The 22804-nt window shown below is 55.7% G+C and carries 30 protein-coding genes; 18 read left to right on the forward strand and 12 right to left on the reverse strand.

Annotation, left to right across the window (positions count from 1 at the left end; translation table 11 throughout):
- The first annotated feature begins 37 nt into the window (after positions 1-37).
- Genes TUZN_RS08910 through TUZN_RS08955 form a run of 10 tightly spaced genes read left to right on the forward strand, consistent with a single transcriptional unit; the run spans position 38 to position 5193 of the window.
- Complete coding sequence (locus TUZN_RS08910; RefSeq protein ID WP_013680631.1) at positions 38-352, forward strand: 50S ribosomal protein L30e; 315 nt, start codon at positions 38-40, stop codon at positions 350-352.
- Entirely contained in the window at positions 345-779 is a 435-nt protein-coding gene (locus tag TUZN_RS08915; RefSeq protein WP_013680632.1) for a NusA-like transcription termination signal-binding factor, read from the forward strand. Before TUZN_RS08910 ends, TUZN_RS08915 begins: the two co-directional genes overlap by 8 nt.
- A gap of 43 nt (positions 780-822) precedes the next feature.
- Positions 823-1266 (forward strand): 30S ribosomal protein S12, encoded by a 444-nt coding sequence (locus TUZN_RS08920; RefSeq protein ID WP_013680633.1) that lies wholly within the window; start codon positions 823-825, stop codon positions 1264-1266.
- Positions 1266-2105 carry a DNA-directed RNA polymerase subunit D gene (locus tag TUZN_RS08925; protein WP_013680634.1) on the forward strand — a complete coding sequence of 280 codons (840 nt, stop codon included), beginning with the start codon at positions 1266-1268 and terminating at the stop codon, positions 2103-2105. The genes TUZN_RS08920 and TUZN_RS08925 overlap by 1 nt, the downstream gene beginning before the upstream one ends.
- 22 nt (positions 2106-2127) lie before the next feature.
- Positions 2128-2496 (forward strand): 50S ribosomal protein L18e, encoded by a 369-nt coding sequence (locus tag TUZN_RS08930; RefSeq protein ID WP_052886215.1) that lies wholly within the window; start codon positions 2128-2130, stop codon positions 2494-2496.
- Complete coding sequence (locus tag TUZN_RS08935) at positions 2493-3023, forward strand: 50S ribosomal protein L13 (protein ID WP_013680636.1); 531 nt, start codon at positions 2493-2495, stop codon at positions 3021-3023. Before TUZN_RS08930 ends, TUZN_RS08935 begins: the two co-directional genes overlap by 4 nt.
- Positions 3024-3028: 5 nt before the next feature.
- Complete coding sequence (locus TUZN_RS08940; protein WP_013680637.1) at positions 3029-3478, forward strand: 30S ribosomal protein S9; 450 nt, start codon at positions 3029-3031, stop codon at positions 3476-3478.
- Positions 3479-3482: 4 nt separating this feature from the next.
- Complete coding sequence (locus TUZN_RS08945; RefSeq protein WP_013680638.1) at positions 3483-3680, forward strand: DNA-directed RNA polymerase subunit N; 198 nt, start codon at positions 3483-3485, stop codon at positions 3678-3680.
- Between the two features lie 44 nt (positions 3681-3724).
- Complete coding sequence (locus tag TUZN_RS08950; RefSeq protein ID WP_013680639.1) at positions 3725-3985, forward strand: LSM domain-containing protein; 261 nt, start codon at positions 3725-3727, stop codon at positions 3983-3985.
- Positions 3982-5193, forward strand: a complete 1212-nt coding sequence (locus TUZN_RS08955) for a methionine adenosyltransferase (RefSeq protein WP_013680640.1) — start codon at positions 3982-3984, stop codon at positions 5191-5193. Before TUZN_RS08950 ends, TUZN_RS08955 begins: the two co-directional genes overlap by 4 nt.
- Here TUZN_RS08955 and TUZN_RS08960 read toward each other — a convergent pair.
- Positions 5190-6950, reverse strand: coding sequence for a DUF460 domain-containing protein (locus TUZN_RS08960; RefSeq protein WP_013680641.1), 1761 nt, complete (start codon positions 6948-6950; stop codon positions 5190-5192). The two genes, TUZN_RS08955 and TUZN_RS08960, sit on opposite strands and share 4 nt — an antisense overlap.
- Positions 6947-7882 carry an RIO1 family regulatory kinase/ATPase domain-containing protein gene (locus tag TUZN_RS08965; RefSeq protein ID WP_013680642.1) on the reverse strand — a complete coding sequence of 312 codons (936 nt, stop codon included), beginning with the start codon at positions 7880-7882 and terminating at the stop codon, positions 6947-6949. Before TUZN_RS08965 ends, TUZN_RS08960 begins: the two co-directional genes overlap by 4 nt.
- A 99-nt stretch (positions 7883-7981) precedes the next feature.
- On the opposite strand from TUZN_RS08965, the gene TUZN_RS08970 reads away from it, so the two are divergent.
- The gene (locus TUZN_RS08970) at positions 7982-8407 is read left to right on the forward strand and encodes a UPF0179 family protein (protein ID WP_013680643.1); all 426 of its coding nucleotides are present in this window, start codon (positions 7982-7984) and stop codon (positions 8405-8407) included.
- On the opposite strand, the gene TUZN_RS08975 is transcribed toward TUZN_RS08970, so the two are convergent.
- Entirely contained in the window at positions 8394-8588 is a 195-nt protein-coding gene (locus TUZN_RS08975) for a hypothetical protein (RefSeq protein WP_013680644.1), read from the reverse strand. The two genes, TUZN_RS08970 and TUZN_RS08975, sit on opposite strands and share 14 nt — an antisense overlap.
- Before the next feature lie 68 nt (positions 8589-8656).
- Here TUZN_RS08975 and TUZN_RS08980 point away from each other — a divergent pair, with 68 nt between their 5' ends.
- The gene (locus TUZN_RS08980) at positions 8657-9346 is read left to right on the forward strand and encodes a DUF357 domain-containing protein (RefSeq protein WP_013680645.1); all 690 of its coding nucleotides are present in this window, start codon (positions 8657-8659) and stop codon (positions 9344-9346) included.
- Positions 9324-9989: an endonuclease V gene (locus TUZN_RS08985; protein WP_013680646.1), complete on the forward strand. Its 666-nt coding sequence runs from the start codon at positions 9324-9326 to the stop codon at positions 9987-9989. The genes TUZN_RS08980 and TUZN_RS08985 overlap by 23 nt, the downstream gene beginning before the upstream one ends.
- On the opposite strand, the gene psmB is transcribed toward TUZN_RS08985, so the two are convergent.
- Both psmB and amrS read right to left on the reverse strand, forming a co-directional pair.
- Positions 9986-10600 carry an archaeal proteasome endopeptidase complex subunit beta gene (gene psmB, locus TUZN_RS08990; protein ID WP_013680647.1) on the reverse strand — a complete coding sequence of 205 codons (615 nt, stop codon included), beginning with the start codon at positions 10598-10600 and terminating at the stop codon, positions 9986-9988. The genes TUZN_RS08985 and psmB overlap by 4 nt on opposite strands.
- Positions 10601-10622: 22 nt before the next feature.
- The gene (gene amrS / locus TUZN_RS08995) at positions 10623-11753 is read right to left on the reverse strand and encodes an AmmeMemoRadiSam system radical SAM enzyme (protein WP_013680648.1); all 1131 of its coding nucleotides are present in this window, start codon (positions 11751-11753) and stop codon (positions 10623-10625) included.
- Between the two features lie 68 nt (positions 11754-11821).
- Between amrS and TUZN_RS09000 the strand changes: the two genes are divergently transcribed.
- Together TUZN_RS09000 and TUZN_RS09005 are read left to right on the forward strand one after the other, a co-directional pair.
- Positions 11822-12481 (forward strand): DUF47 family protein, encoded by a 660-nt coding sequence (locus tag TUZN_RS09000; protein ID WP_148678638.1) that lies wholly within the window; start codon positions 11822-11824, stop codon positions 12479-12481.
- 53 nt (positions 12482-12534) lie between these two features.
- A complete protein-coding gene (locus TUZN_RS09005; RefSeq protein ID WP_013680650.1) occupies positions 12535-12726 on the forward strand; it encodes a hypothetical protein in 192 nt (63 codons plus the stop codon).
- Here the strand turns inward: TUZN_RS09005 and TUZN_RS09010 are convergent.
- A complete protein-coding gene (locus TUZN_RS09010; RefSeq protein ID WP_013680651.1) occupies positions 12714-13490 on the reverse strand; it encodes an SAM hydrolase/SAM-dependent halogenase family protein in 777 nt (258 codons plus the stop codon). The genes TUZN_RS09005 and TUZN_RS09010 overlap by 13 nt on opposite strands.
- Positions 13487-14878, reverse strand: coding sequence for an acetate--CoA ligase family protein (locus TUZN_RS09015; RefSeq protein WP_013680652.1), 1392 nt, complete (start codon positions 14876-14878; stop codon positions 13487-13489). The genes TUZN_RS09010 and TUZN_RS09015 overlap by 4 nt, the downstream gene beginning before the upstream one ends.
- Positions 14879-14919: 41 nt before the next feature.
- Here TUZN_RS09015 and rtcA point away from each other — a divergent pair, with 41 nt between their 5' ends.
- On the forward strand, positions 14920-15975 hold the full coding sequence (rtcA, locus tag TUZN_RS09020; protein ID WP_013680653.1) for an RNA 3'-terminal phosphate cyclase: 1056 nt from the start codon (positions 14920-14922) through the stop codon (positions 15973-15975).
- 102 nt (positions 15976-16077) lie between these two features.
- Positions 16078-17112 (forward strand): NOG1 family protein, encoded by a 1035-nt coding sequence (locus tag TUZN_RS09025; RefSeq protein ID WP_013680654.1) that lies wholly within the window; start codon positions 16078-16080, stop codon positions 17110-17112.
- A gap of 59 nt (positions 17113-17171) precedes the next feature.
- On the opposite strand, the gene TUZN_RS09030 is transcribed toward TUZN_RS09025, so the two are convergent.
- From TUZN_RS09030 to TUZN_RS09050, 5 genes are read right to left on the reverse strand one after another with little or no spacing between them, the layout of a single operon-like run.
- On the reverse strand, positions 17172-17492 hold the full coding sequence (locus TUZN_RS09030; protein WP_013680655.1) for a hypothetical protein: 321 nt from the start codon (positions 17490-17492) through the stop codon (positions 17172-17174).
- Complete coding sequence (locus tag TUZN_RS09035) at positions 17467-17892, reverse strand: 30S ribosomal protein S11 (RefSeq protein WP_013680656.1); 426 nt, start codon at positions 17890-17892, stop codon at positions 17467-17469. The genes TUZN_RS09030 and TUZN_RS09035 overlap by 26 nt, the downstream gene beginning before the upstream one ends.
- A 48-nt stretch (positions 17893-17940) precedes the next feature.
- Positions 17941-18273 (reverse strand): hypothetical protein, encoded by a 333-nt coding sequence (locus TUZN_RS09040; protein WP_013680657.1) that lies wholly within the window; start codon positions 18271-18273, stop codon positions 17941-17943.
- On the reverse strand, positions 18273-20213 hold the full coding sequence (locus tag TUZN_RS09045; protein WP_013680658.1) for a CBS domain-containing protein: 1941 nt from the start codon (positions 20211-20213) through the stop codon (positions 18273-18275). The genes TUZN_RS09040 and TUZN_RS09045 overlap by 1 nt, the downstream gene beginning before the upstream one ends.
- A 19-nt stretch (positions 20214-20232) precedes the next feature.
- A complete protein-coding gene (locus TUZN_RS09050) occupies positions 20233-21333 on the reverse strand; it encodes a hypothetical protein (protein ID WP_148678639.1) in 1101 nt (366 codons plus the stop codon).
- Between the two features lie 249 nt (positions 21334-21582).
- Here TUZN_RS09050 and TUZN_RS09055 point away from each other — a divergent pair, with 249 nt between their 5' ends.
- Positions 21583-22782 (forward strand): redox-regulated ATPase YchF, encoded by a 1200-nt coding sequence (locus tag TUZN_RS09055; protein ID WP_013680660.1) that lies wholly within the window; start codon positions 21583-21585, stop codon positions 22780-22782.
- Positions 22783-22804 lie beyond the last annotated feature (22 nt).

Below are 22804 nucleotides of genomic sequence, written 5' to 3' on the forward strand. Positions count from 1 at the left end.
GCCTAAAACTTATATATGCATCTCAATCCCAAGGGCCGTGAGTTCGTCGATAGATCTAGCTAGAGAGCTCCAGGTGGCTATCGCGACGGGCAAGGTGTCTATCGGCTACAAAAGCGTCAAGAACGCCGTGCTTAGCGGACGCGCCAAGATGGTCGTCCTAGCGGCCAACGCCCCGCCGAGGATAAGAGGAGATCTCGAGTATTATTCGAAAATTGCGGGCACTCCCATCTTAGTATTTCCGGGCTCCAGCCTAGAGCTGGGCGCGGCTGCGCGAAAGCCCTTCAAGATCTCGGCCATAGCGATTGTAGATCCGGGCCAGAGCGAGATATTGAAGTTGGCTGGACATGCCTGATATAAGGCTTACAGACGAAGAGATAAGATACGCTACGCTTTTCGAGTCGATGACAGGCGTTACTCCACTCGATGTGGTTGTCGATAGCGACTACAATAGAATAATTTTCGTAGTGGGCAAAAACCAAGCCGCGTTGGCGGTAGGCAAGGGCGGCAACAACGTGAGGATGTTGAGGCAGATAATAGGGAGGGATGTAGAGGTCGTCGAATACGCTGAAACTCCAGAAGAGCTTATAAAGAACAGCCTATACCCCGCGAGAGTTATAGCCGTCAAGGTGACCAAGTCGCCCTCCGGCAACTTGGTCGCGATAACCACGGTCGTGCCCGAGGATAAGGGCTTGGCTATAGGCAAGAACGGGAGGAATATAGCCAAGGCTAAGTTGTTGGCCAAGAGGTATTACGACGTAGATAGGGTCGTGTTGACTTAGCGGCTCCGCATCAAACTTTATATACGGGCAGAAACAAGGGCTAGTGCCCGGCAAGAAGTCCCCTGTCGGCTTATTCGCAGCGAGGAAGTTGAAGGAGAAAAGGCAGAGGTTTAGGTGGAACGACATAACCTATAAGAGAAGGGTTCTGAGGCTCGCCGAGCGGTTCGACCCCCTCGAGGGCGCCCCGATGGCTAGAGGCATCGTGCTCGAGAAGGTGGGCGTCGAGGCGCGGAAGCCCAACGCGGCCGTGCGGAAGTGCGTCAGGGTCCAGTTGGTGAAGAACGGCAAGGTGGTGACGGCGTTCGTCCCCTACGACGGCGGGCTTAATCTAATCAACGAGCACGACGAGGTGATAATAGAGCGTATCGGCGGGCCCGAGGGCAGATCCCTCGGCGACATTCCGGGCATAAGGTTCAAGGTCACTAAGGTCAACGGGGTCTCGATCCTGGCCGTGTTGCGCGGCAAAAAGCAGAAGCCCACGCGTTAATGCCGTCTGCAAAGGTCCTTGAACGGGACAACCTCCATTTAAAACTGTATATAGAGGGCGTAAAGCCTTCTTTGATAAATTCCATAAGGCGAATTATCATATCGGAGGTGCCTGTCTTCGCTATAGATCAAGTATTGATAGTGAACAACACGTCGTCGATGTACGACGAGATGTTGGCGCACAGGCTTGGGCTAATTCCGCTTACTACTCCTCTCGATCTTTTTCCGAAGATAGAGGAATGCGAAACCGGTATGGTGGACCCCGCCGAGTGCACCGTCAGATTTACCCTACAAGTTACTGCCGACGATGCCAAGACTGTGTATTCCGGCGATCTGGTGTCAGACCACCCAGATGTGAAGCCCGTGTATCCAGACATACCCATAGTTAAGCTCGTTAAAGGCCAGTCCATTTCGCTTGAGGCATATGCCAGGCTCGGCCGCGCAAAGGAACACGCCAAGTGGCAGGCAGGTCTAGCTACCTACTATTACTTTCCCAAGCTAATTGTCAAAGGCGAAGATCCTCAATGCCTAGCTCAATGTAAGTCCATATGTCCAGATGCCTTTGGAAATAGCCTAAACGAATTCAACCCATATAAATGCACATTTGGCAAGCTTAAGACTTGTGAAAATCTCTGCGGAGGCCTACTGGCAGTTGACTGGGATCGGTTTAAGTATATAATGAATATTGAGTCCTATGGCAACATGGATGTTGATAAGATGTTAAGTGAGGCTTTTCGCATCTTCAAAGTTAAATTGAATACATTCCTAGAGACACTAGAAAGAGAGGTCTATAGATCGGCCAGCGCTGAGTCTGGAGAACCCAAGGCCGAGAACGTTTAAATACGGCTAGAGAAGAGGCGGCGTGCCGCCTAATCCCACAGGCCCTACTAACATACAGCTGAGGATGTTGATCAGATTTCTTAGGAAAGCCGCAAAGTCCAACGAGGCGCCTATCTGGGCATACGTGGCCGACTTGCTAGCCAGACCGCGAAGACAAAGGGTAGCCGTAGGTCTGGGGAAGCTGAATAGGCTTGTCAATGACGGCGATGTGGTCGTAATACCGGGGAAGTTGTTGGGAAACGGCAGATTGCAGAAGAGGGTGACGGTGGCCGCTCTGGCCGCCTCTAGATCAGCTGCCGAGGCCGTAGTCAAATCAGGCGGCCGATTAGTTCCTATATCGAATCTGGTGAGGGAGAATCCGAAAGGCACCAATGTCAAGATAGTGATATGAGCAAGCCGTTACCTCAACGGATAGAGAAGGGGACTATCGTCATCGACGCCACAAATCACGTGGTCGGGAGGCTGGCCTCGGCAGTTGCCAAGATCCTCCGCGACAATAGGAACGTGAACGTCGTGGTGGTCAATATAGATAAGGCGCTCATACTGGGCAGTAGAAAGATGGTGGTGAACTGGTACATGAGAAAGATATCTCTGTGGAGGACCCACTACAATCCGGAGAAAGTGGGGCCTAAGATACCTAGGAGGCCGGATCGCATATTCAAGAGAATCGTCCGGGGCATGTTGCCGTATAAGCAAAAAGAGGGACGATATGCGTTAAAAAGGCTTAGGGTATTCATGTCGACGCCTCCTGACCTAGGCGGGGAGCTCTATTACATCCCTGAGGCTTTGATAAGGCCCAAGCCTCTATATAAGGCGGTGACGTTGGAGGAGCTCTGGAGGCATATAGATCCCAAGGCTTGGAATAAGTGGAAGGAGGCGCAGATGTTGTCGGAAAAGATAAAATCCACAACTAAATAGGGGCCATGACAGAGGCCGCTACTAGGGCCTCCGGCGCCTACGTAGCACAGGAATCGCCGCGCGTAGTTCTCGCTGTTGGGAGGAAGAAGACCGCGATCGCTAGGGCCGTGATAAGGCCCGGCATAGGCCGTGTCAGGATAAATGGGTACCCCTTGGAGCTCTGGCCCATCGAGATGGCGCGCCAGAAGATCGTCGAGCCGCTATTGCTGGCCGGAGATCTAGTGAACAAAGTCGACATAGATGTAGAGGTCCACGGCGGCGGCTATATGGGCCAAGCCGTCGCGGCTAGAATGGCGATAGCGAGAGGGCTCGTGAAATATTTCGAGGACCAGAAATTGAGGGAGCTATACATGCAATACGATCCGTACATGCTTAAGGGCGACCCTAGGAGGACAGAGCCCAAGAAGCCCGGCCTCAAACACGCGCGCTCCAAAAGGCAAAAGGCGTATCGTTAAGGCCATGATGGCGCCAATTCGATGCTTCACTTGCGGAAGGCCTCTGGGCCATCTCTGGGAGCCCTTCAAGCGGAGAGTGCTGGCGGGCGAGGACCCCGGCAAAGTGCTCGACGAGTTGGGCGTGACTAGGTATTGTTGTCGCAGGACTCTATTGGCCCACGTCGATTGGATCGACGACGTCCTCAAGTTCGAGGCCCGCTGACACATCTCCGTAAAATTTTATTAACGGGCTTGAGGGGCTTAGCAATGTCGAACAAAGCCCAGCAGTTGAAACTGCCCTCGCCGTTGAAGGTGCTCTCGAAGATGGTGAACAAAGTGGTCGTGGCTAGGCTTAAGGGCGATGTGGTCGTGCGAGGGATCTTGAGCATATACGACTCCTGTATGAATTTAGTTCTCGACGAGGCCGAGGAGCTCGACAAGAACGGCGCTACGAAGATGAAATACGGCAGAATCCTCATAAGAGGAAGCCAGATAATTTATATCTCCAGCGAGGAGGCGGCGGCATGATAACGGTAACGAAAGCCAACAGGATACCTGTAGAGGAGCAGAACGTCGAGATCGTAGAGCGGAAGGGGCAGGGACATCCGGACTATATCGCAGACGGCATCTCGGAATACGTCAGCCTGTACTTATCTAGGTACTATCTACAGAAATACGGCGTAATACTCCACCACAACGTCGACAAGACGTTGGTAGTCGGAGGACAAGCAAGGCCGGTGTTCGGAGGCGGAGAGGTTATCCAGCCCATATACATACTCGTCTCGGGACGTGCCACAGTGGAGGTTAGACGAGGGGGCGAGGTCGAGCGCATACCTGTAGGGCCTTTGGTATTAGAGGCGGCTAGGAGATGGATTAGGGAGAACTTCAGATATCTAGATCCAGATAAACACGTGATAATAGACTACAGAATCGGGCAAGGCTCCGCCGACCTTACAGGAGTCTACGACCTGGGGGCTAAGTCGATACCTCTCGCAAACGATACGTCTATCGGCGTAGGCTACGCTCCTCTATCGCCGCTGGAGAACTTGGTATATAGGGTCGAGCGCGCCTTGAACTCCGTGGAGCTTAAATCGAGGTTGCCCGAGGTCGGCGAGGATATCAAGGTCATGGGCATAAGGATAGGCCGAGACGTAAAGCTCACTATTGCGGCCGCCATGATAAGCCAGCTTGTGAAGGATAAAGACCACTATATATCGGTCAAGGAAGAGGTGAAGAGATACGTCGAGGACCTTGCGGCGAAGATAGCGCCGGGATACAACGTGTCGGTGGACGTAAACACCGCGGACAAGCCGGAGTACAACATATTCTATCTGACAGTTACCGGCACCAGCGCGGAGCACGGCGATGACGGCATGACGGGCAGAGGCAACAGGGCCAACGGCCTCATAACCCCCATGAGAGTTATGTCCATGGAGGCCGCCGCCGGCAAGAATCCCGTATCGCACGTAGGCAAGATATATAACATACTCGCCCAGAAGGTGGCGGATCGAATATATGCAGAGGTGAAGGGAGTTAGAGAGGTCTCCGTTGAGGTGGTTAGCCAGATAGGGAAACCCATAACTGAGCCGAGAATACTCAACATCGAGATTATTACCGACGGCGGCGAGCTGACGGGCGAGGTGAAGAGAGAGGCTGAGGCAATAGCGTCTGAGGAATTGAGCCGCGTGACGTCGATAACGCAACTAGTCCTGGAGGGCAAGGTCAGACTGTTCTAGCCCGGCAACCGCCTTCTATATTCGTCCAATAGTTTCTTTAAATCGATCCTTCTTTCGGTTAATGCGTTTCTTATCCTCTCGGCCAGCTCCCGCCTCTTAAATTCATCAATTATATAATAGCCTTTAGATCTATATCTAGTGACAAGCCCTACAGGGACGCCGAGTACGCCGTTGTTTACAGCCTCCTCTACTGTAGAGATGTCGCTGCAGAGGATGCCGCCGGCTTTCCTACATTCGGATATCTCGTCTTCCCTATACAGCTTGTATCTGCCCGATACCAAACCCAAAACAATTTCCATGAGCTCCTCTGCAAACTTCTCCTTCTCTTCCATACAAGCCTTGAGGGAGGCGGAAAGATCCTCAACACGCCTCTGTAGCTCCCTATACTTGGCATCCCTCCACAACGAGTCGTTGAGGGCGCGGGACAACGAGGATACTCTGGATCTAAGCTCCTCTATTTCCTTCTCAAGCTGATTTTTTTCATATTCTAATGCATTTATCATCATTTTATTATATTCATCTATATTTTTACAGGGTTTCTCTATCGGTATATATACAACCTTTGTATAGCCCATATCCTTATTTCCTTTTAAAACCTCCGCGACCGCTTGTGCTATCGATTTGCCTCTCGCCACAAGCGCCTTAGCCTCGGCGAGCTGCCGCCTTGTCAATATCGCCCCGAAATCTCTCTCAAGCCTCTCGAACTTAGTCCTATACTCCGCAAAAGCCTTATAGGCGGCCGCCAGGGCGTCCCTCTCGTGACTCGTCTCGACGGGATACCCTATCTTCTCGGCTATTGAGCTCTTCTCGCTCACAGAAAGATCTTTTTCAGGCTTGTACAGAACCGCGCCGCTCATAGCGGCCAGCTTCTTGACGTAGTCGGGAACGTCGGAGACGTCGGTGGCTATTATGACGGGCACCCCCCATTGGTATATCCTCCTGAGCGATTCGCCCCTCGACAGATTCCTCCTGGCCTCGGTATGAAGCACTTTGCCCTCTAGGTCCATTATGGCGATCCCCGTCACTATTCCGGGATCTACCCCGACTATCAGGTACTGGTCGCCCCTCTCCGACTCGTAGGATTTTACGGGTTCTGAGAAGACCCTTATCACCACGTCGGAGCTCTTGAGGGGCTTGACGTACCTCCTGACCAGATCCCTCCTGGCGTAGACCACAAACTTCGCAGATGTTATGTCGCCCGACTCCTCCTTGAAGAAGAGGTCGTAGTCTAGCCCGACCTCGTTGAGCCGTCTAGATATGCGGTCGGCCAGATCCCTTATCCTGTGCTTAACATTACGCATATACCTATTACGGCTCATCCCGCCGGGGCTCGTGGAGGAGACGCGTTTTATCAGGATAACGGTTTCCTCCTCATACAGCTTAATCCTCGCCCCAAGCCCCCTCTCGGCTAACAACGCCGCGAAGAGGGACGTCTCCAGTGGGTCTAGATGGCTTCGGGATACCTTGAAATACTTCTCAGCCAACACCTCCATTGGAATGCTCGTGTTGTCCTCCGTCCGCGTCACCTCGACGACCTCTACGTTGAAGGGCAACCTGCCCAACGCCTTGACGACGATCTTTCCGTGCTCCATCAGCTCCGATATGCTGTCCACCGCGAGCACCTCGGGCTTGTATTTCTTTATGACCTTGAGTAGATCGGTAGCCGAGGCGGTGCCCTGCTCTAATGCAGATCCGGCCTCCACTACAGTGTAGGCGAATTTATCTCTGCCGCTTATATCTAGCCCCAATACTCTCATGTACCTACAAATGTTCTCAGTACTTTTTTATATATATCTTCAATATCTATATTTTTATATTTGTGATTATATATAATATTAAATAATCTATCTTTATCTATAGTTATATTAAGTTGCGAAAAGAACTCCTCTATACGTGCCAGATCCCTCGATAAAATCTCGAGCGAGTTGGGGTGAGACGCCGGGATCCACTGGGGCCAGTCTATGACGTATGCCCTATCGCCTATCAGTATATTGTACGGCGATAGATCGCCGTGGATTATGCCGTTCTCCAACGCCACTTTTACCGTCTCAATGACGTCCCTAGCCACCGACGGAGCATCCTCTGGCCTGACCCTGTACGCGTCTACGCCCTCGATATACCTCATCACAACCACATGCCTATTTACGGCGATGGGCTCCGGCACAAGGCCGCCTCCGTCGAACACGGCGCTGAGCGCCGCGAACTCCGCATGGGCCGAAAGCCTGGCCTCGTACAGCTTAGTCAAATGCCTCCTCTTGCCTAGGAAGGCCCGCACCTTCCTGGCTCTGATAAACGAAGAGGTCCCCGTTCTGTGGAACTTCACAGCCACCTTAACGCCGCTCGGAGTCTCCCCGGAGTAGACCACAGACTCCTTCCCGACCCCTATAGGCGTTGGAGATATGCTGACTAGTTTGCCCGATTTCCTTAATGTGTGTAAGGCCAACACGTCATAGGCGCCGAATGTTAGACGGAAGCCCTCGTAGGGGCCTCTGAATCGTTGAATCAGCTTGAGCCTATTCAACTTAGAAAGCGATCTCCCAACAGCCTCTTCGTCTACTCCAGCCCAGTTCACGACCAATCTATAGGGTACATACTCGCGCCTGGCGTGCGCCACCTCGAGCAGTCTGAGAACTCTGAGGTCGAGTTTATCTAAGGCGTTGTACGCCTCTACCAAAGACCTAATGGACACCGGAAGATATATCCGCAAATAAAATTATCGTAACGTCGCACAGCCGCCTCGGCACCAAGTCGGCGCAAATATTTTATCGCTAATACTAGCTCGGCCGTTGTGGGGAGGACCGTAGTTACTCTGGTATCCAAGGAGCAAGCCGAGGTTGGCCATAGATTTAGGGTTGTAAGGATACCGGACGAGTGCTCCAGCTGTAGGCTGTATCAAGTCTGCATGGGAAGGCTTAGGCCGGGTAGATCCTACGTGATAACCGAGGTGCGCCCTTCGTTGGGCCAGAGGTGCAAGATCACGGGCGGCGAGATGACGCCGGTAGTCGTCGAGGAGGTCCCCCTTAGGCTTCTACTGCCTAGAAAAAAGGCGCTTGAAGGCGTCATCGTGACGTACGAGGGCGAGTGTAGGGGATGCCGGGACTGCCCCGACGAGAGCACGTTAAGTCCTGGCGAGAAGATCTTGGTGGAAAAAGTACTCGGCACGACTATGTGTAATGGGCGCGAGTTCTTCGTCGTCGAGGTTAGTCCCGTATGAGCCTCTCGACTTTCCTAAAAAGACCGGCGAAGCCCTTGTAAAGCCTCTTCTCAAGCGCCTGCTTCTTCAGCTCTCTATAGAGCTTTTTGGCCTCTTCCTTTTTGCCCTGCCTTATCAGCTCCTCAGCTTGCCTCAAGCCGGTCACTATGGACTTAGCCGCTTCCTGGAGCTCCTCGGCCATCGATTGGGCTATTCGCGCTATATTTAAGTATTGACCAAAGGCTTTTAATAGGCTGGGGCCTTCGCCTTGTGGAGCGGGCGGAGATATACGTGAGGAATCTGGAGCGGGCTCTAGGAACCCTCAAGGTTCTCGACGATAGGGCCAGAGAGGTGGTCGAGCTGGCCGAGGCTTATTTAAGGGATTCGAAATACTATCTCTCCAGAGGCGATGTGTTCACGTCGGTGGCCGCGGCGTCATATGCCGAGGGGTTGCTCGACGCCTTGAGGCTTTTGGGCTACGCCGACTTCGTGTGGAGCAGGCCGAGCGAGATCGAGAAGAACTACAAGAAGGTCTTGATAGCTGGGACCTTCGAGCTACTGCATCCTGGCCATATAAGCTATATGGAGCAGGCTTGGCGCCTCGGCCGCGTTGTCGCCGTCGTCTCCCGAGACACAAACGCGGCGAAGATAAAGGGCCGTAGCATATCCGTACCTGCCGAGAATAGGGCCAGGGTTGTGTCGAGCATCTACTACGTGCATAAGGCGAGGATAGGCTACGAGGACGACATGTTGAGAGTGGTCGAGGAGGAGAGGCCCGACGTCGTTCTGTTGGGCGCCAACCAGCCGTTCGACGAGAGATCCCTCGCCGAGAAGTTCAGGCGTAGAGGCATAGAGGCCCAGATACTGCGCGCGGAGCCCTACGAGTGCGACCTATGCTCCACCACGAGGATAATAAATAAAATACTGGAGACTTTCTGTGAAGGTTCCAGAAGGGTTTAGAATAGATCTAGCGAGGAGGGTCCAGAGCAGGCTAGCCGAGAGAGTCGTGGAGGAGCCGCTGGGCGAGTTCGACGTAGTGGTGGGGCTCGACGTAGCCTATAGAGGGGACCTAGGCGTCTCGGTGGCCGCAGCATACTCCGTCCGCGAGGGCAAGGCTGTGGGCTATAGCTGTTCCGTAAACAGAGTGGTGTTCCCCTACGTGCCGACTCTCTTGTCGTTCAGAGAGCTCATGCCGATGGTCAGAGCTCTGAAGAGGCTGGCGATCAGCTACGACGTAGTTATGGTGGACGGACAAGGGATAGCGCATCCATACGGTCTAGGGATAGCGGCGCATCTAGGGGTTGTCCTGGGGGTGCCCACGATAGGGGTCGCGAAATCCAGACTATTCGGGGATGTGGTAGGCGATAGGTTGGTCGATCCCCGTAGCGGGAAGGTGATAGGCGCGGTGGTGAGGTGCCGAAAGCCTCTCTACGTCTCGATAGGCAATAGGATCACCTTGGACGACGCCGTCAAGGTAGTGAAGGAGCTATGCGCGGACAGCTCCATGCCGCTACCAATACTTCTGGCCCACAACAAGGCCAACGAACTTAAGAGGAGGGCCGCAACTACGGCCTTCGACAAGTGGGGCGAAGCTAGCTGTTAGCCCACGACGGCGGATACTTTTATCTCCTCCTCGCTAACGCCGTCGGCGGTCACAGTCACTAAATCTATTCCGCCGCCCGAGACGGGGTCTCTCTCCAACGCGGCCCTTATTGCGTTTATGGCCAGTTTCCTGGCCCCAGACACATCGACGTCCTTGCTGTAGTTGGCGTCTAGTATGCTTATGGCCATCTTAGCCCCAGTCCCCAGAGCCGCGTAGTCGTCCTCTATCAAGCTACCCACGGGGTCGAGGACGAAGATATGGGGACCCTCCTCGTCGTAGCCCCCCACTAATACCTCTGCTATAAACGGCATGATCCTCCTGTTGAACATGATGACCGACAGCAGTTTCGCCATAGCGGCGATGCTCGGCTTTCTCCTAGACTCGAGCTCGTACATCTTGGCGTTTACTCTCAATATCTTCGCTATCGTCTGCATATCGGCGATCACTCCGGCGGAGGCCAACGCCATCCTGTCGTTCACTACGTACACTTTCTTTCCCGACGAGCTTAGAGAGTAGAAGCCGTAAGTTATGCGCTTCTCCGCCGCAAGGACGACGCCGTCCTTGGCCTTTATGCCGACAGCTGTGGCGCCGATGCCGTATTCCTCCGACATGGCCCTATCTCCGTGCTGTCTTTTAAATATTAGGCCCGCTCTGAGGAGCTGGCGCGTCGGTCCGCCTCACGTATCTGGCCACGAGGTTTATGGGCACGTAGGCGAAGCGGCTCTCGAGCCTCCACGTGGGTAAGATCTTGCCCGCTATGTTTATCTTGGCGCCGCAGAACTTACACCGATACTCTCCGCCCCGCTCCACTAAGTTGACCTCGACTATATCGAAGCCGTACCTCTTGATGACAGGCCTCCCGCACTCTGGACAGTAGGTGTGCTCGTACTTGTGCCCCGGCACGTTGCCCACGTACACGTACTTCATCCCCTCGGATTTCGCCAGCTCCACGTGCCTCTCTAGGACCTCTACCGGAGTGGGGGGCACGTCCAACATCCTGTAGTCGGGGTGGAAGCGGAGGAAGTGTATCGGCACCTCGGGCCCCAGTATGTCGATTATGCGCCTCACCATGTTCCTTGCGTCCTCCAGGCTGTCGCCGTACTTAGGCACGACCAAATCCGTTATCTCGACCCAAATGCCCCTCCTCTTCATCTCCTCCAACGTCTGATATATCGGCTCCACGTCGGGCACCATGGAGAATCTGGCCAGGAACTTTCTATTGCCGTTGCCCTTGAAGTCGACAGTGGCGGCGTCCAGGAACTCCGAGGCGTACTCGACGGCCTCCGGCGTCATGAAGCCGTTTGTGACGAACGTGTTGAAGAGGCCTCTCTTGCGCGCGAGCACGCCTATGTCGTGCGCGTATTCTATGAATATAGTTGGTTCGTTGTAGGTATAGGTAATCCCGTGAGCCCCGTAAGTCTCGGCGAGCTCCACCACCTTCTCCGGCGCAACTTCGAACCCCTCGACCCTCCTCCTCTGACTTAGGTCGAAGTTCTGGCAATATTGACAAGCCCAGTTACAGCCGAACGTCGACAGAGAAAGCACCATGGCGCCTGGATAGAAATGCGTGAGGGGCTTCTTCTCGATGGGGTCTACTGCTATAGCTGAGATGAGGCCGTATACCGATAGATACAGCTTGCCTCCTACGTTGGACCTAACGCCGCAGAACCCCCAATAGCCTTTAGGGATCTTGCAGTATCTGGCGCACGCCGTACAGACCACGCGGCCGTCGGCCAGAGGCTTGTAGAGGACAGCCTCCTTCACGAGAGGTCGACACGACCATCTATAGAAACTTATCCCCACACTTTTTAACCGGCTTTGTACCGGGCTATGTGAGTATTCTAAGGCGTTGGTTCACCTCGGGATGGGACGCCATGATAGATCGCTTAAAGGCGCACGTAGGCTATTCGCTTCAGGCTCTGGAGCTAATACAGCAAGTTATAGCCAAGCCCGATCTAACCGAGGACTATCTAGACGAGGTTGTCAGGAAGATAGCCGCCATAGAGCGGGAAGGCGACGAGATTATTAGGCGGCTGGACGACAACATATCCAAGGGGGCCCTGGTCCCTAGCGTAATAGGCAACGCGGAGCTGTTGCTCGATAGAATAGATAATATACTTGATAATCTTTATTATATATCGAAAGAAATAAGACGGGGATATATCGTGTGGAAAAACGATAATATTAGAAAGATAGTTGAGGGCAAGTTTAGGGAGATGTTAGACCTCGACAAGACGATAATTGAGTACGTCGGCGCTATGCTTGAGAAGACCAGGGACTTGGAGTTCTGTAGCAGATATGCGAGGATGGTCAGCACGCTTGAGGAGGAGGTAGACGAGGTGAAGGAGTATATACTGGACGAGGTGTACAAGCTGAGCCTATCCGCAGTGGAGTTCAACCATATAATATCGCTGATATATAGCGCGGACCGCATAGCGGATAACGCGCAAGACGCCGTGCAGTTGTTGCTGTCGATAATTTCTGCGATCTAGCCGGGGCGCGGCCCCGCCATCCAATTGTTATATAACTAGCTCCAGACAGCCCCATGATCTCGGTGGAGAGAGCAGGCGGCTCGATCAAGCTGAAGGCGGTTGTCTCGGGCAAGGAATACGTGGCAATAGGCCTACGTTCGGACTACCCGACAGTGTTAGGCTTGCTGGTCATACAAATGTTGAAAGACGGCGTTTCTCCAGACCATATCTGCCAAGCTGTGAAAGAGGCGCTTCAGCACTTGTAGACCTCCACCTGCTCGCCTACTTTAAGGCCGAGCTTCTCGGCGGCGTTGCCTCTGTTCACCGCTATCTCGAGAAACCCCTCGCTGTTTATTAGGAGGATGGGCTCGCCGACCTCCGAGTACCCATAAGATCTCAAGAACCTCATCTCGTACACCCTCCCGGAAATTTTCACGCACAAGCGGTCGCCGAATTCCGCAATCTCCTTTACAAGTTTCTCGTCTATGGATGTAAATACATTTCCAAACCTATCAATATATATTAATTGACCCCTCAAGACCCCGCCGTCCTTAACGGCCTCGGGCCTCTCAAGCCTTACATAGTCGGCTATCCTCACGCCGAGATAGCCCGGGGGCACGCCCTTGGATAGGAGCGCCGCCGTATAGGCGAACACGTCGCGTCCGTGGAACGTGCTTGAGGCCGACGGTAGCTGTGCAGTTATTCTATACGCCTCCTCCACACCGTCCTCCTCGGCGGCGAGGCTCAGCAAGCCGTTGTCCGGCCCCACGAAGAAGTAGTTCCTTGTCCTCAACAAGATGGGCGCACGCGCCGTGCCGACGCCGGGATCCACCACGGCGACGAAAATGGTACCTCTCGGAAACCACTTGTAGGCTCTCCACAACACGAAGGCGCCTGAACGTATGTCTTGTGGCGGTATCTCGTGCGTTATGTCGACTACAACCTCGTCCTTATTTATAGAGAGTATTACGGCCTTCATCTCGGCAACGAAGTAGTCCTTAGTCCCGAAGTCTGTGAGGAGAGCTATCATGTAGGCGTAGATCTACCCCGTTTTATTTCTGAGTACCTATACAAGGCCCACAGAGCCCGCGCGGCTCTTCTAGGCGAGTTGTATACGGGGACCTTGCCCTTGAGCCGCCTCTCTAGCTCCTTCACGGCGGGCGAGTTGCCTATGCTCACCACAACGATGGGCTTCCCCCGGCGCGTCGACTCTATTATATAGTCGGCCAGCCTCTCGTCGAGGCCGGGGGGATGTATCAAAGCCGCGACCAGCACCATGTCGAAGTAATCGAGCGCGCGTTCCAGCGCGTTGGCGAAGTCCTCGTTGGTCGCGCCGCCTGTGAGATCTATGGGATTCCCCAAAGAGGCCAGAGGCGGGAGGACTCGTCTGAGCTCTTCTTCGAGGGCTTGCGGCGTCTTCGGCACCTTGAGCCCCTGCTCAAGCAAGAAGTCGGTCGCCTGCACGCCTATGCCGCCCGACGACGTCACGACGAGCGTGTTCGGCCCCTTCGGCAAAGGCAGGAGGGCCAGCGCTTGCGCCATGTCGAAGAGATCCAGTAGATCCTCCGCCTCGATAGCCCCCGCTTGTCTGAACAACGCCTTGTAGTACTCGTAGTTGCCCGCCAAAGCCGCCGTGTGTGACTTGGCGGCCCTCGCCGAATCCGCGCCGCGGCCCGCCTTGTAGACCAGGACAGGCTTATCTCTGGAGAACTCCTTAGCGGACCTCAAGAACTCCTCGACCTCCCTACGTCTCCTAAACCCCTCGATGTACAGCGCCGCGACCTTCACGTAGTCGAGCCTCCTCAAGAGCCCTAGGATCTCCCCCTCGCCTATATCGGCCCTATTGCCCACGTTGACAGCTAAACCTATGCCGATACCCTCTGCAGCCGCCCAATCCAAGATGGCCGTCATGACGGCGCCGCTCTGGCTTATAAAGGCGATGGGCCCTCCCGCAGGCCTTGCGGCCTTCTCCTCAGGCAAGAACATGGTGTCCAGCCCAACCTCGGCGTTGTAGACGCCGACGCAGTTGGGGCCCAGGACGCGCACTCCATATACGCCCGCGACGCGCGCGACCTCGGCCTCCAGCTCGGCGTTGCCCGCCTCCGCGAAGCCGCCGCTGACTATTACGGCGACCTTGACCCCCTTACGTCCGGCCTCCTCCAACACCCCCGGCACGGCCTTCGCCGGCACGGCAACTACGGCCATATCCACCTCATCCTCTATGTCCAGAACCGATCTGTAGAACTTCACGGTTCTTCCCTCTATTACTCCCTCGCCGTAGTTCGGATTTACTAGGTAGACCCTTCCCCTAAATCTCTTGATCAACTGCGCCGAGATCGTATAGCCTATGGTCCTAGGCTTTGCCGAGGCCCCAATCACCGCCACGGAGCCCGGCGATATAAGCGCCTGGAGCGTCACTGATGCGCCTAATCAGTTTATTTTAACGTTGATTTAACAGCGTGCAGGCAGTTACCATAGACGGATCCTACGGAGAGGGGGGAGGACAGATCTTGAGGACGTCTCTGGCGCTATCCAGCCTGCTCTTGAGGCCCGTCGAGATATATAACATAAGGGCCAAGAGGCGCAACCCGGGCCTGCAACACCAACACCTGACAGCGGTGAGGGCGGCCGCCGCGTTGACAGACGCCGAAGTCGCCGGAGCCGAGATAGGATCCACCAGGCTCGTGTTCTCTCCGCGTAGCCGCAAATGCGGCGAGTTCTCCTTCGATATAGGGACGGCGGGAAGCGTCGGCCTCGTCGTACAGACCGTGTTGCCCGTCTTAATGTTTTCTCGGTGTAGATCCAAGATTACCATAAGAGGGGGCACCGACGTCCCCATGGCCCCTCCCGTGGACTATTTGGCCAACGTCATGTTCAAGCTTCTGGCCCGTATGGGCGTGAGGGCCTCCATCAACCTAATAAGGAGGGGGCACTACCCGAGAGGGGGCGGGCTCGTCGAGTTGTCCGTAGAGCCGGTGGAGCGGCTCGCGCCAGTGTCGTGGAGGGAGAGGGGAGATATAAGGAGGGTCGCCGGGATCTCCCACGCGGTGAATCTGCCGCGCCACGTGGCGGAGAGACAGGCGAAGGCCGCCGAGGAGGCCTTGAGAGGGCTGGGCGTGCCCGTAGAGATAGCCGTGGAGCATCGACAGGACGGTCTAGGGCCCGGCTCTGGCGTGGTTCTGTGGGCTGAGACAGACAGAGGCTTAGTGTTGGGGGCGGACGCGCTGGGCGAGAGAGGAAAGCCTGCGGAGGCGGTCGGCAGAGAGGCCGCCGAGAAGCTCTTGAGGGAGATCTCGTCGGGCGCCGCCTTGGACGCCCATATGGGCGACATGATTATGCTCTACATGGCTCTGGCCGAAGGGCCCAGCGAGGCGTCGGTGTCAGAGATCACATCCCATTCGAGGACCAACGCCTATATAATAGAGAGGTTTCTGCCGGTTAAGTTCTCGCTAAAAGACGGAAGGCCTGCGATTATCTCGGTCAACGGCGTAGGCTTTAGGGCCGGCCCATATTGATGATTTATAAGGATGTGGATCGTCCCCTACGTGACGACGCTGAGCTACGCTGATCTGTGAAGAGTGGACACATGCTGATTTATATAGGGACCATGTAGATCCGTGCGTTTCAACACGCCGTATGTATATTCGCCGGAGGAGCTGAAGAGCTACTTCTTCGGAGTGTACAAGTCCGCGGAGGCTAAAAGCCCCTCGACGGAGCCGGGCCTGGAGAGGTTGAGGCGGCTCGAGGCGGTGAGGATCAAGAAATCGGCGAGGGGGCTGGCCGACGCTCTCAGGGAGATGGCCGTCTCTATGCCCTTCGTCAACGACCTGCACCCGTTCTATAGGGAGCTCTTGGAGCTGGGAGTGGGGATCGCAAAGTACAAACACGCGTTGGGCAAGATAGGCAATGCGGCCGTGGCGATTAAGTCGATCTCCGGAGAGGCCCTTATGGCTCTGAGAACAGCGTACTCAAAGGAACAGATATACCGGATCAGGAAAGCCTACATAGCGAGGGTAGTCGACTTGATAGAGGACTTGGCGCCCGAGCTGGAGACAGCTAAATCCGCCGCGGCTTTTCTGAGGAGACTGCCCGACGTGGATCCAGATCTATTCACAGTCGTGGTGGCGGGCGCCCCCAACGTGGGCAAGAGCAGCTTGGTGGGCTGCCTCTCGACCGCGAAGCCTAAGGTAGCCGAATACCCGTTCACCACGAGACAGATCCACGTGGGCCACATATTCGTCAGAGGAGACAGAATTCAGGTAATCGATACGCCGGGCCTGCTGGACAGACCCTTCGACGAGATGAACAAGATAGAGCTACAGGCCGTGCTGGCCTTGAGATATCTCGCCAAGGTCGTGGTGTTTCTCGTAGATCCCACCCACTACGGCGGCTTCGATCTCTCTATTCAGATAAATATTTTTAATAGTATTAAAAATAATTTTAATATACCTATTATAATAGTTATAAATAAAATAGATTTGGCTAATGACGACGATATAAAGAAAGCCGAGGAGCTGTTCGGGGAGATCCGCATAAGGATCTCCGCCAAGACGTGCTCGGGCGTCGAGGAGCTGAAAGCGAGGATCTTGGAGGACTACTACGTGCCCTATATGTTGCAGAAGCTGAGACAGATCCGCGCCGCCGAGCGGTGAGCTTCAGCAGTTCCAGCGTCGGCGATATGGCGCCCCTAATGCCTTGTCATCACCAGAGCCTATCTGCCCGCAACTAAATTAATTATATCGCCGAGGCTCCGCACCTCGTAGGTCGAACACTTCTCCATAGCGGCCGCCTCCTCCACGCTTATGTCGTTATACATACGCACTGGGAAGTCCATGTTATCGGCCGACAGAGCTCTCAAATCTGCGAGAAACACAGAGGCGGAGCCGCCTCTGGCCAAGACCACGAGCTTCCGCGAGCGGATCCTGGCGTACCTCAAAACTTGCTTGGTCCAATCGTTCGGCCTATCCCGCGAGTAGTCCACCTCGAGTATTAGGCAATCGGCCTTCTTAGACCCTTCTGCCCTTACGGCCATGCGGAGGCCTTATGGTGTCGTGCGGTATCGGCGTTACGTCCTCTATCCTGCCGATCACTAGACCGGCTCTGGCCAACGCCCTTATGGCCGCACTAGCGCCGGGCCCCGGCACCTTCATGCCGTAGCCGCCGGGCCCCCTCACCTTTATATGCACCGCGTTGATGCCTCTAGCCAGAGCCAGCTGGGCCGCCTTGTAGGCCGCTTGCATCGCGGCCCAAGGAGATGGCTTGTCCTTGTCGGCCTTGACCACCTGGCCTCCGCTGACTCTCGCCACCGTCTCGGCCCCCGTCAGATCCGTTATGGTTATGATTGTGTTATTGCTACTGGAGTATATCCAAGCTATGCCCCAGCGCAATTTCTGGGGCTTGGCCTCCGTGGTTGGCTGCTCGCCGGCAGACACAAAGGGGGGTTATCCCCCGTTAATATACTTTGCTACCGCTACTGCGCGTCAAGACTGGGCCCAACTGGGCGCCTCGGACGCAACTGCCGACGCCGCTATCGCGGCCACCACCTTCTCGTAGTCGCCCCTCACCCTAAAGACCTTGACCCTCGACGACTCTCCGTATATCAGCTCGGCGCTCAGCCCAATCCTCTCGAAAAATCTATAGGCAGCCGCCACGTCTCTGAGAGGCACCTCCTCGCACGCGTATAGGACCAGGTCGGCGCCCTCGACGGCCAGCCTCTCCTCGCCGTCGGGACAGCCCTTGACCACGACAAGCCTTAGATATATCCCCTCCGGCGTGTGCCACGCGTTGTGCTCTACGACAGTCCTTACGTCCATTACGCCTTCTCCTCCACCTTCTTGGCCGTCTCCGACTTAAACGCAACGTAGGACCTCGCCAGATCGCGAACTATGTCGAAGCCAGTCAAGACGCCGACCAGCCGACCTTGTTGGTCGAGTACAGCCAGCACTCCGTGTTGCAACAGCAGTCTGGCGGCTTCCTTGGACTTTAGCGTAGGCGGCACCGACGGCGGCGGGTCGTCGGCTATGTCGAGCGCCGTGAGCGTGCCCGCCTTGGGGTATCTCAACCTGCCCGATCCCTCCCTCCTCGACCCGCTTTTGGTGACCACGAAGACGCGCTCGCCTCTGAGGCTCTCCTCTATCGGCGTCAACGACAGCTTGTTGTCGACCACGGCGCCCTTTATGTCGCCGCCCTCGGCGACTAGCACGCCGTCTAGCTCGTATTTCTTCATTACCTCCACAACGTGGGATACGCTGTGCATGGGGTTGACGACCGCTATGTCGGCAGGCGTCATCAGCTCGGCCACCGTGGCGTCCTCCCTCCCCCTATCGGCGTAGGCCTTGACCAAGTCGTCCCTAGTCACTATGCCCAGAGGCTCGCCCGATCCGCCCACCACGAGGACGTAGTCCAGCCCAGATGAGAGCATGGCGTACGCGATCTCCTCGGCCGATGCATCGGCGGCAAGCTTCGGCACGTCCACCTTCATGAGCTCGGACGCCGTCCCCTCCTCTCTCAACACCTTGGCCTGTTCGCCGGGCATCACGCTCTCCTTCAACACGAGCCTCTTCCCCTTCTGGACTTTCCAATATCCCAGAGACCTCTCGGCGAGGTAGAACAACAGATCGCGCCTGGAGATGAAGCCAACGGTGTTTCCGTCCTCGTTCGCCACGGCGACGACAGGGGCCCCAGTCCTCACCATCACGCGCCTCACGTGCGATACGCTGTCCAGGAGGCCTACGGTAGGTATGTCGGTCCTCACGAGCTCGCGGGCTCTGATGCCGGTCGCGAACTTGACGGGCTTCGCGGCGGCCTCCCTCGGCCTAGCCTCGACGGCCTCAGATATGGGCCTCTCGGGCTCCACGTCTTCTCTGCCCTCCTTAGGCCCCTCGAAATACGCTCTGAGGACGTCCCAAGCCGTCACAGCCCCGACGGGCCTCCCATCCTTGTCCACGACCGGAAGCACGTACACGCCTAGAGACGCCATTGCGTTGGCGACGTCCTCCACAGACGTCCTGGGAGACGCGGCGGGCACGCCGGTCGACTCTAGAGCCCTCACATTCAGCTGTTGGGACCCCTCGGAGGACCCCCTGCTGGCCCCCTTGCCGAAAAGGGGGCGGGGCTCCCTTCTGGGCCTCAGCCATATAGAGGACTTGACGAAATCCCACACTGTCAACACGCCTGAAACCACGCCGTTGACGTTGGCGACCACAGCCCCCTCTATCTCGCCTCCCGCGAGCTTCTTCGCCGGCTTATCCACGGGATCTCCCTCCTTCGCCAAGACGACGGATTCCCCAAATGCGCTGTACACCGCATTTACGGATCTCGCCTTGGGCTTCATGTGCCTTACGGCCTCGAGGAGCCCGCGGAGGGTCGCTATACCTAGATATTTCCCGTCCTTATCCACCACGACGGCCCCAGGGGCTTTCCTCTCCTTCAGCAGTTTGTACAGATCCTCGACAGACGCATCCGCCTGCACGAAGACGGCGTTGTTGACTATATCGCCCACTCTTCTGTCGTCGGACCTATCCTTAAGCAGGAGGATCGACTGTGGGTATACGACTCCTTCCACCACGTCGACAAACGCGTTCTTGAATACCGGGAACATGTCGTGCGGAAACTCCCGGAAGTAGCGCCACACGGCCTTCAGAGTGTGGGTCGGGACTATCCTGACGGCGGGGAACTCGATTATATCCTTGACGAGCTTCGGGGGCGCGACCTCGGCGCCCCTCTCGGCGAGCTTCGCTTCGATCTTCTCCATAGAATCTTACGAAGCACCACTATAAATATCCATGGACCGGCGACCCGGCGACATATCCTACATATTCATATTTATTGATCTTATCTATATATTTATCGAGAAAGTTCGAGAAACGCCCACTAATAGGGCCCACTACTATATACGATTCCCCTTTTATTATATCTATAGTTTTAGTTATTAATATAATATTATTAACCTCAAGTTCTTTTAATATATTAAATATTTTTCTAGAGTAGGTTATGATAAAACCACCATATTTTAGGTACAACAGATACGAGATCAGCACAGACTTCGGATCGTCGCCGAGCACCACCGGGTACCTCAGATCCGGCCACGAGCTCAACCCGCCCACCAAATCCCTCAAAACCGGCGCGCCCGGTATCTGAGGATCTATGCGCCGGGCGCCGCCCGACTTGATATATGTATACACCTCTTCAAACACCTCGCGGCTCGCGAGCCCGTAGAGCCCCATGACGGCGGCCACGGCCCTAGCCGCCTTGTCGGCGGGCGCGTCGAAGAGGTTAGCGGTCGTCGAGGGGGCGCCGCGCGGCGACAGTATATACGTCTTGCCCAGCCTATTCGCGATCCTCTCGGCGATCTCGTCATTCGTCACGACCACAAGCGGCGTCTCCACAGATCCCAGCTCCGGGAACAGTAGGTACAGATACTCGTCGAGCAACTTCTCGAACTCTCTCCGCGCGCTGTCCCCTGTTTTGACCGATAGGGGCAGACACCGGAGGGCCCTACAGCGGTACAGCAAGGCCTCGCTCGGCGAGAAGAAGACTAGTTCGCCGTCTGCCGCGGCGCCTCCGCGGGCCAGCGCGTAGAACGAGTCGGGCCCCTTAACTATCACCTTATGCCCCGCTAGGGCCTTAAGCGCCTCTGCGGGGCTGGTCGCCGTTGTATATATCCTCACCAAGCCGCCTCTGCTTGCCTTAAGTCCAGCGAGGTAGCCTAGTGCTATAGCCGCCGCCAGCGCCAGGAGCCTTGGAGCGCCAGCTATAGGCAACTCGACCGCCAGCCCGAACAAGGAGAGCGACAGCGCTATTTGGGGATAGAACGGCGCCAACATAACGGAGGCGATACCCAACAGCAGGGCGAACACCTTAGCCGCAGACACCGCGCGTATCAGGATAATGGCGATCAGCGACAGCAGTGCGGCGGCTACGGCCTCTCTTTCTATTCCGCTATATATCCTGTACAGCTTTATGTATATTCTTATTCTATTAAAAAATAAAATAATAAACAAAATTAAAATTATTAAAAATATATTATGAAATATTATAAATAATATAAGTAGAAGTAATGAAATTAGCAACAAGCGCCTTACGCCCACATATTAAAATACTGAGCCGTATATATCGTCTACGTGGTAGTACAGGCGAGGGTACAAATAGGCATAGTGGGCAAGCCCAACGCGGGCAAGTCGACCTTCTTCGCGGCGGCCACCATGAAGGACGTCAAGATAGGGCCCGTGCCCTTCACGACCGTGGAGCCGAACGTCGGCATCGGCTACGTGAGGAGGGACTGCCCGTGCAAGAACCTCAAATGCAACCCCGTGAGCTATTTGGTCCTCGACGGAGTCTGCTACATACCTGTGGAGCTAGTAGACGTGGCGGGCCTAGTCCCCGGCGCTTGGCAGGGCAGAGGGCTCGGCAATCAATTCCTGGACCACATAAGGAGGGCCCCCGTGCTGATACACATAGTGGACGCGTCTGGATCCACCGACGAGGAGGGGCGGATGGTCAAGCCCGGCACCAGGAACCCTGTGGAGGACGTGGAGTTCTTGGAGAGGGAGATCGACATGTGGCTTGTGTCGATCGTGAGGAAGGACTGGGACAAAGCGATAAGGTTCTCCGAGTACGGCAAGAGGCCTCTCGCCGAGCTCCTCATGGAGAAGCTGGGAGGGCTCGGCTACAGGAGGACACAGGTGGAGGACGTGCTGGAGTCCACAGGGCTCTCGAAGAAGCCGCCCAGCAAGTGGACGGACAACGATTTCCTCGACTTCGTGAGCAGATTGAGGACGTACAAGCCCATAGTGATAGCCGCAAACAAGGTGGATCTTCCCGAGGGCGAGGAGGGCTACAAGGCGCTCAAGAAGGCCTTCCCCGACAGAATTGTGGTCCCCACCAGCGCCGAGGCGGAGCTGGCGTTGAGGAGGGCGGCCAACAAAGGGCTAATACGCTACAAGCCGGGCGACCCCGACTTCGAGGTGGTGGGCCAACTAACGCAACAACAGCTGGCCGCTCTGGAGAGGATCAGAGACGTCATGAAGAAGTTCGAAGGCACCGGCGTAGTCGCCGCCGTAAACGCCGCCGTTTTCGACGCGTTGAGGTACGTAGTGGTCTACCCCGTCGAGGACGAACACCGCCTCACCGACAAGAACGGCAACGTTCTGCCAGACGCGCTGTTGGTCCCCGGCGACGCCACGGCCAGAGACGTGGCATATATGATACATACGGAGATCGGGGAGAGGTTCGTCTCGGCCGTCGAGGCCACTACAGGCAAGAGGCTAAGCGCCGAGAGCAAAGTTAGGGACGGGCTAATCCTGAAGATAATCACCCGGTGACGCGGCTCCGCCGGCGCTAGGA

The sequence above is a fragment of the Thermoproteus uzoniensis 768-20 genome, from assembly GCF_000193375.1.
GTDB classification, from domain to species: Archaea; Thermoproteota; Thermoprotei; order Thermoproteales; family Thermoproteaceae; genus Thermoproteus; species Thermoproteus uzoniensis_A.

Coding starts and splice junctions, on each gene's coding strand:
- TUZN_RS08940 (WP_013680637.1), top strand. CDS start 3,029: ATGACAGAGGCCGCTACTAGGGCCTCCGGCGCCTACGTAGCACAGGAA.
- TUZN_RS09045 (WP_013680658.1), bottom strand. CDS start 20,213: ATGGAGAAGATCGAAGCGAAGCTCGCCGAGAGGGGCGCCGAGGTCGCG.
- TUZN_RS08915 (WP_013680632.1), top strand. CDS start 345: ATGCCTGATATAAGGCTTACAGACGAAGAGATAAGATACGCTACGCTT.
- TUZN_RS09030 (WP_013680655.1), bottom strand. CDS start 17,492: ATGGCCGTAAGGGCAGAAGGGTCTAAGAAGGCCGATTGCCTAATACTC.
- TUZN_RS08950 (WP_013680639.1), top strand. CDS start 3,725: ATGTCGAACAAAGCCCAGCAGTTGAAACTGCCCTCGCCGTTGAAGGTG.
- psmB (WP_013680647.1), bottom strand. CDS start 10,600: ATGTCGGAGGAATACGGCATCGGCGCCACAGCTGTCGGCATAAAGGCC.
- TUZN_RS08935 (WP_013680636.1), top strand. CDS start 2,493: ATGAGCAAGCCGTTACCTCAACGGATAGAGAAGGGGACTATCGTCATC.
- TUZN_RS08945 (WP_013680638.1), top strand. CDS start 3,483: ATGATGGCGCCAATTCGATGCTTCACTTGCGGAAGGCCTCTGGGCCAT.
- TUZN_RS09010 (WP_013680651.1), bottom strand. CDS start 13,490: ATGATAGCTCTCCTCACAGACTTCGGGACTAAGGACTACTTCGTTGCC.
- TUZN_RS09005 (WP_013680650.1), top strand. CDS start 12,535: ATGATCTCGGTGGAGAGAGCAGGCGGCTCGATCAAGCTGAAGGCGGTT.
- TUZN_RS08955 (WP_013680640.1), top strand. CDS start 3,982: ATGATAACGGTAACGAAAGCCAACAGGATACCTGTAGAGGAGCAGAAC.
- TUZN_RS08960 (WP_013680641.1), bottom strand. CDS start 6,950: ATGAGAGTATTGGGGCTAGATATAAGCGGCAGAGATAAATTCGCCTAC.
- TUZN_RS08925 (WP_013680634.1), top strand. CDS start 1,266: ATGCCGTCTGCAAAGGTCCTTGAACGGGACAACCTCCATTTAAAACTG.
- TUZN_RS08975 (WP_013680644.1), bottom strand. CDS start 8,588: ATGGCCGAGGAGCTCCAGGAAGCGGCTAAGTCCATAGTGACCGGCTTG.
- TUZN_RS09040 (WP_013680657.1), bottom strand. CDS start 18,273: ATGGACGTAAGGACTGTCGTAGAGCACAACGCGTGGCACACGCCGGAG.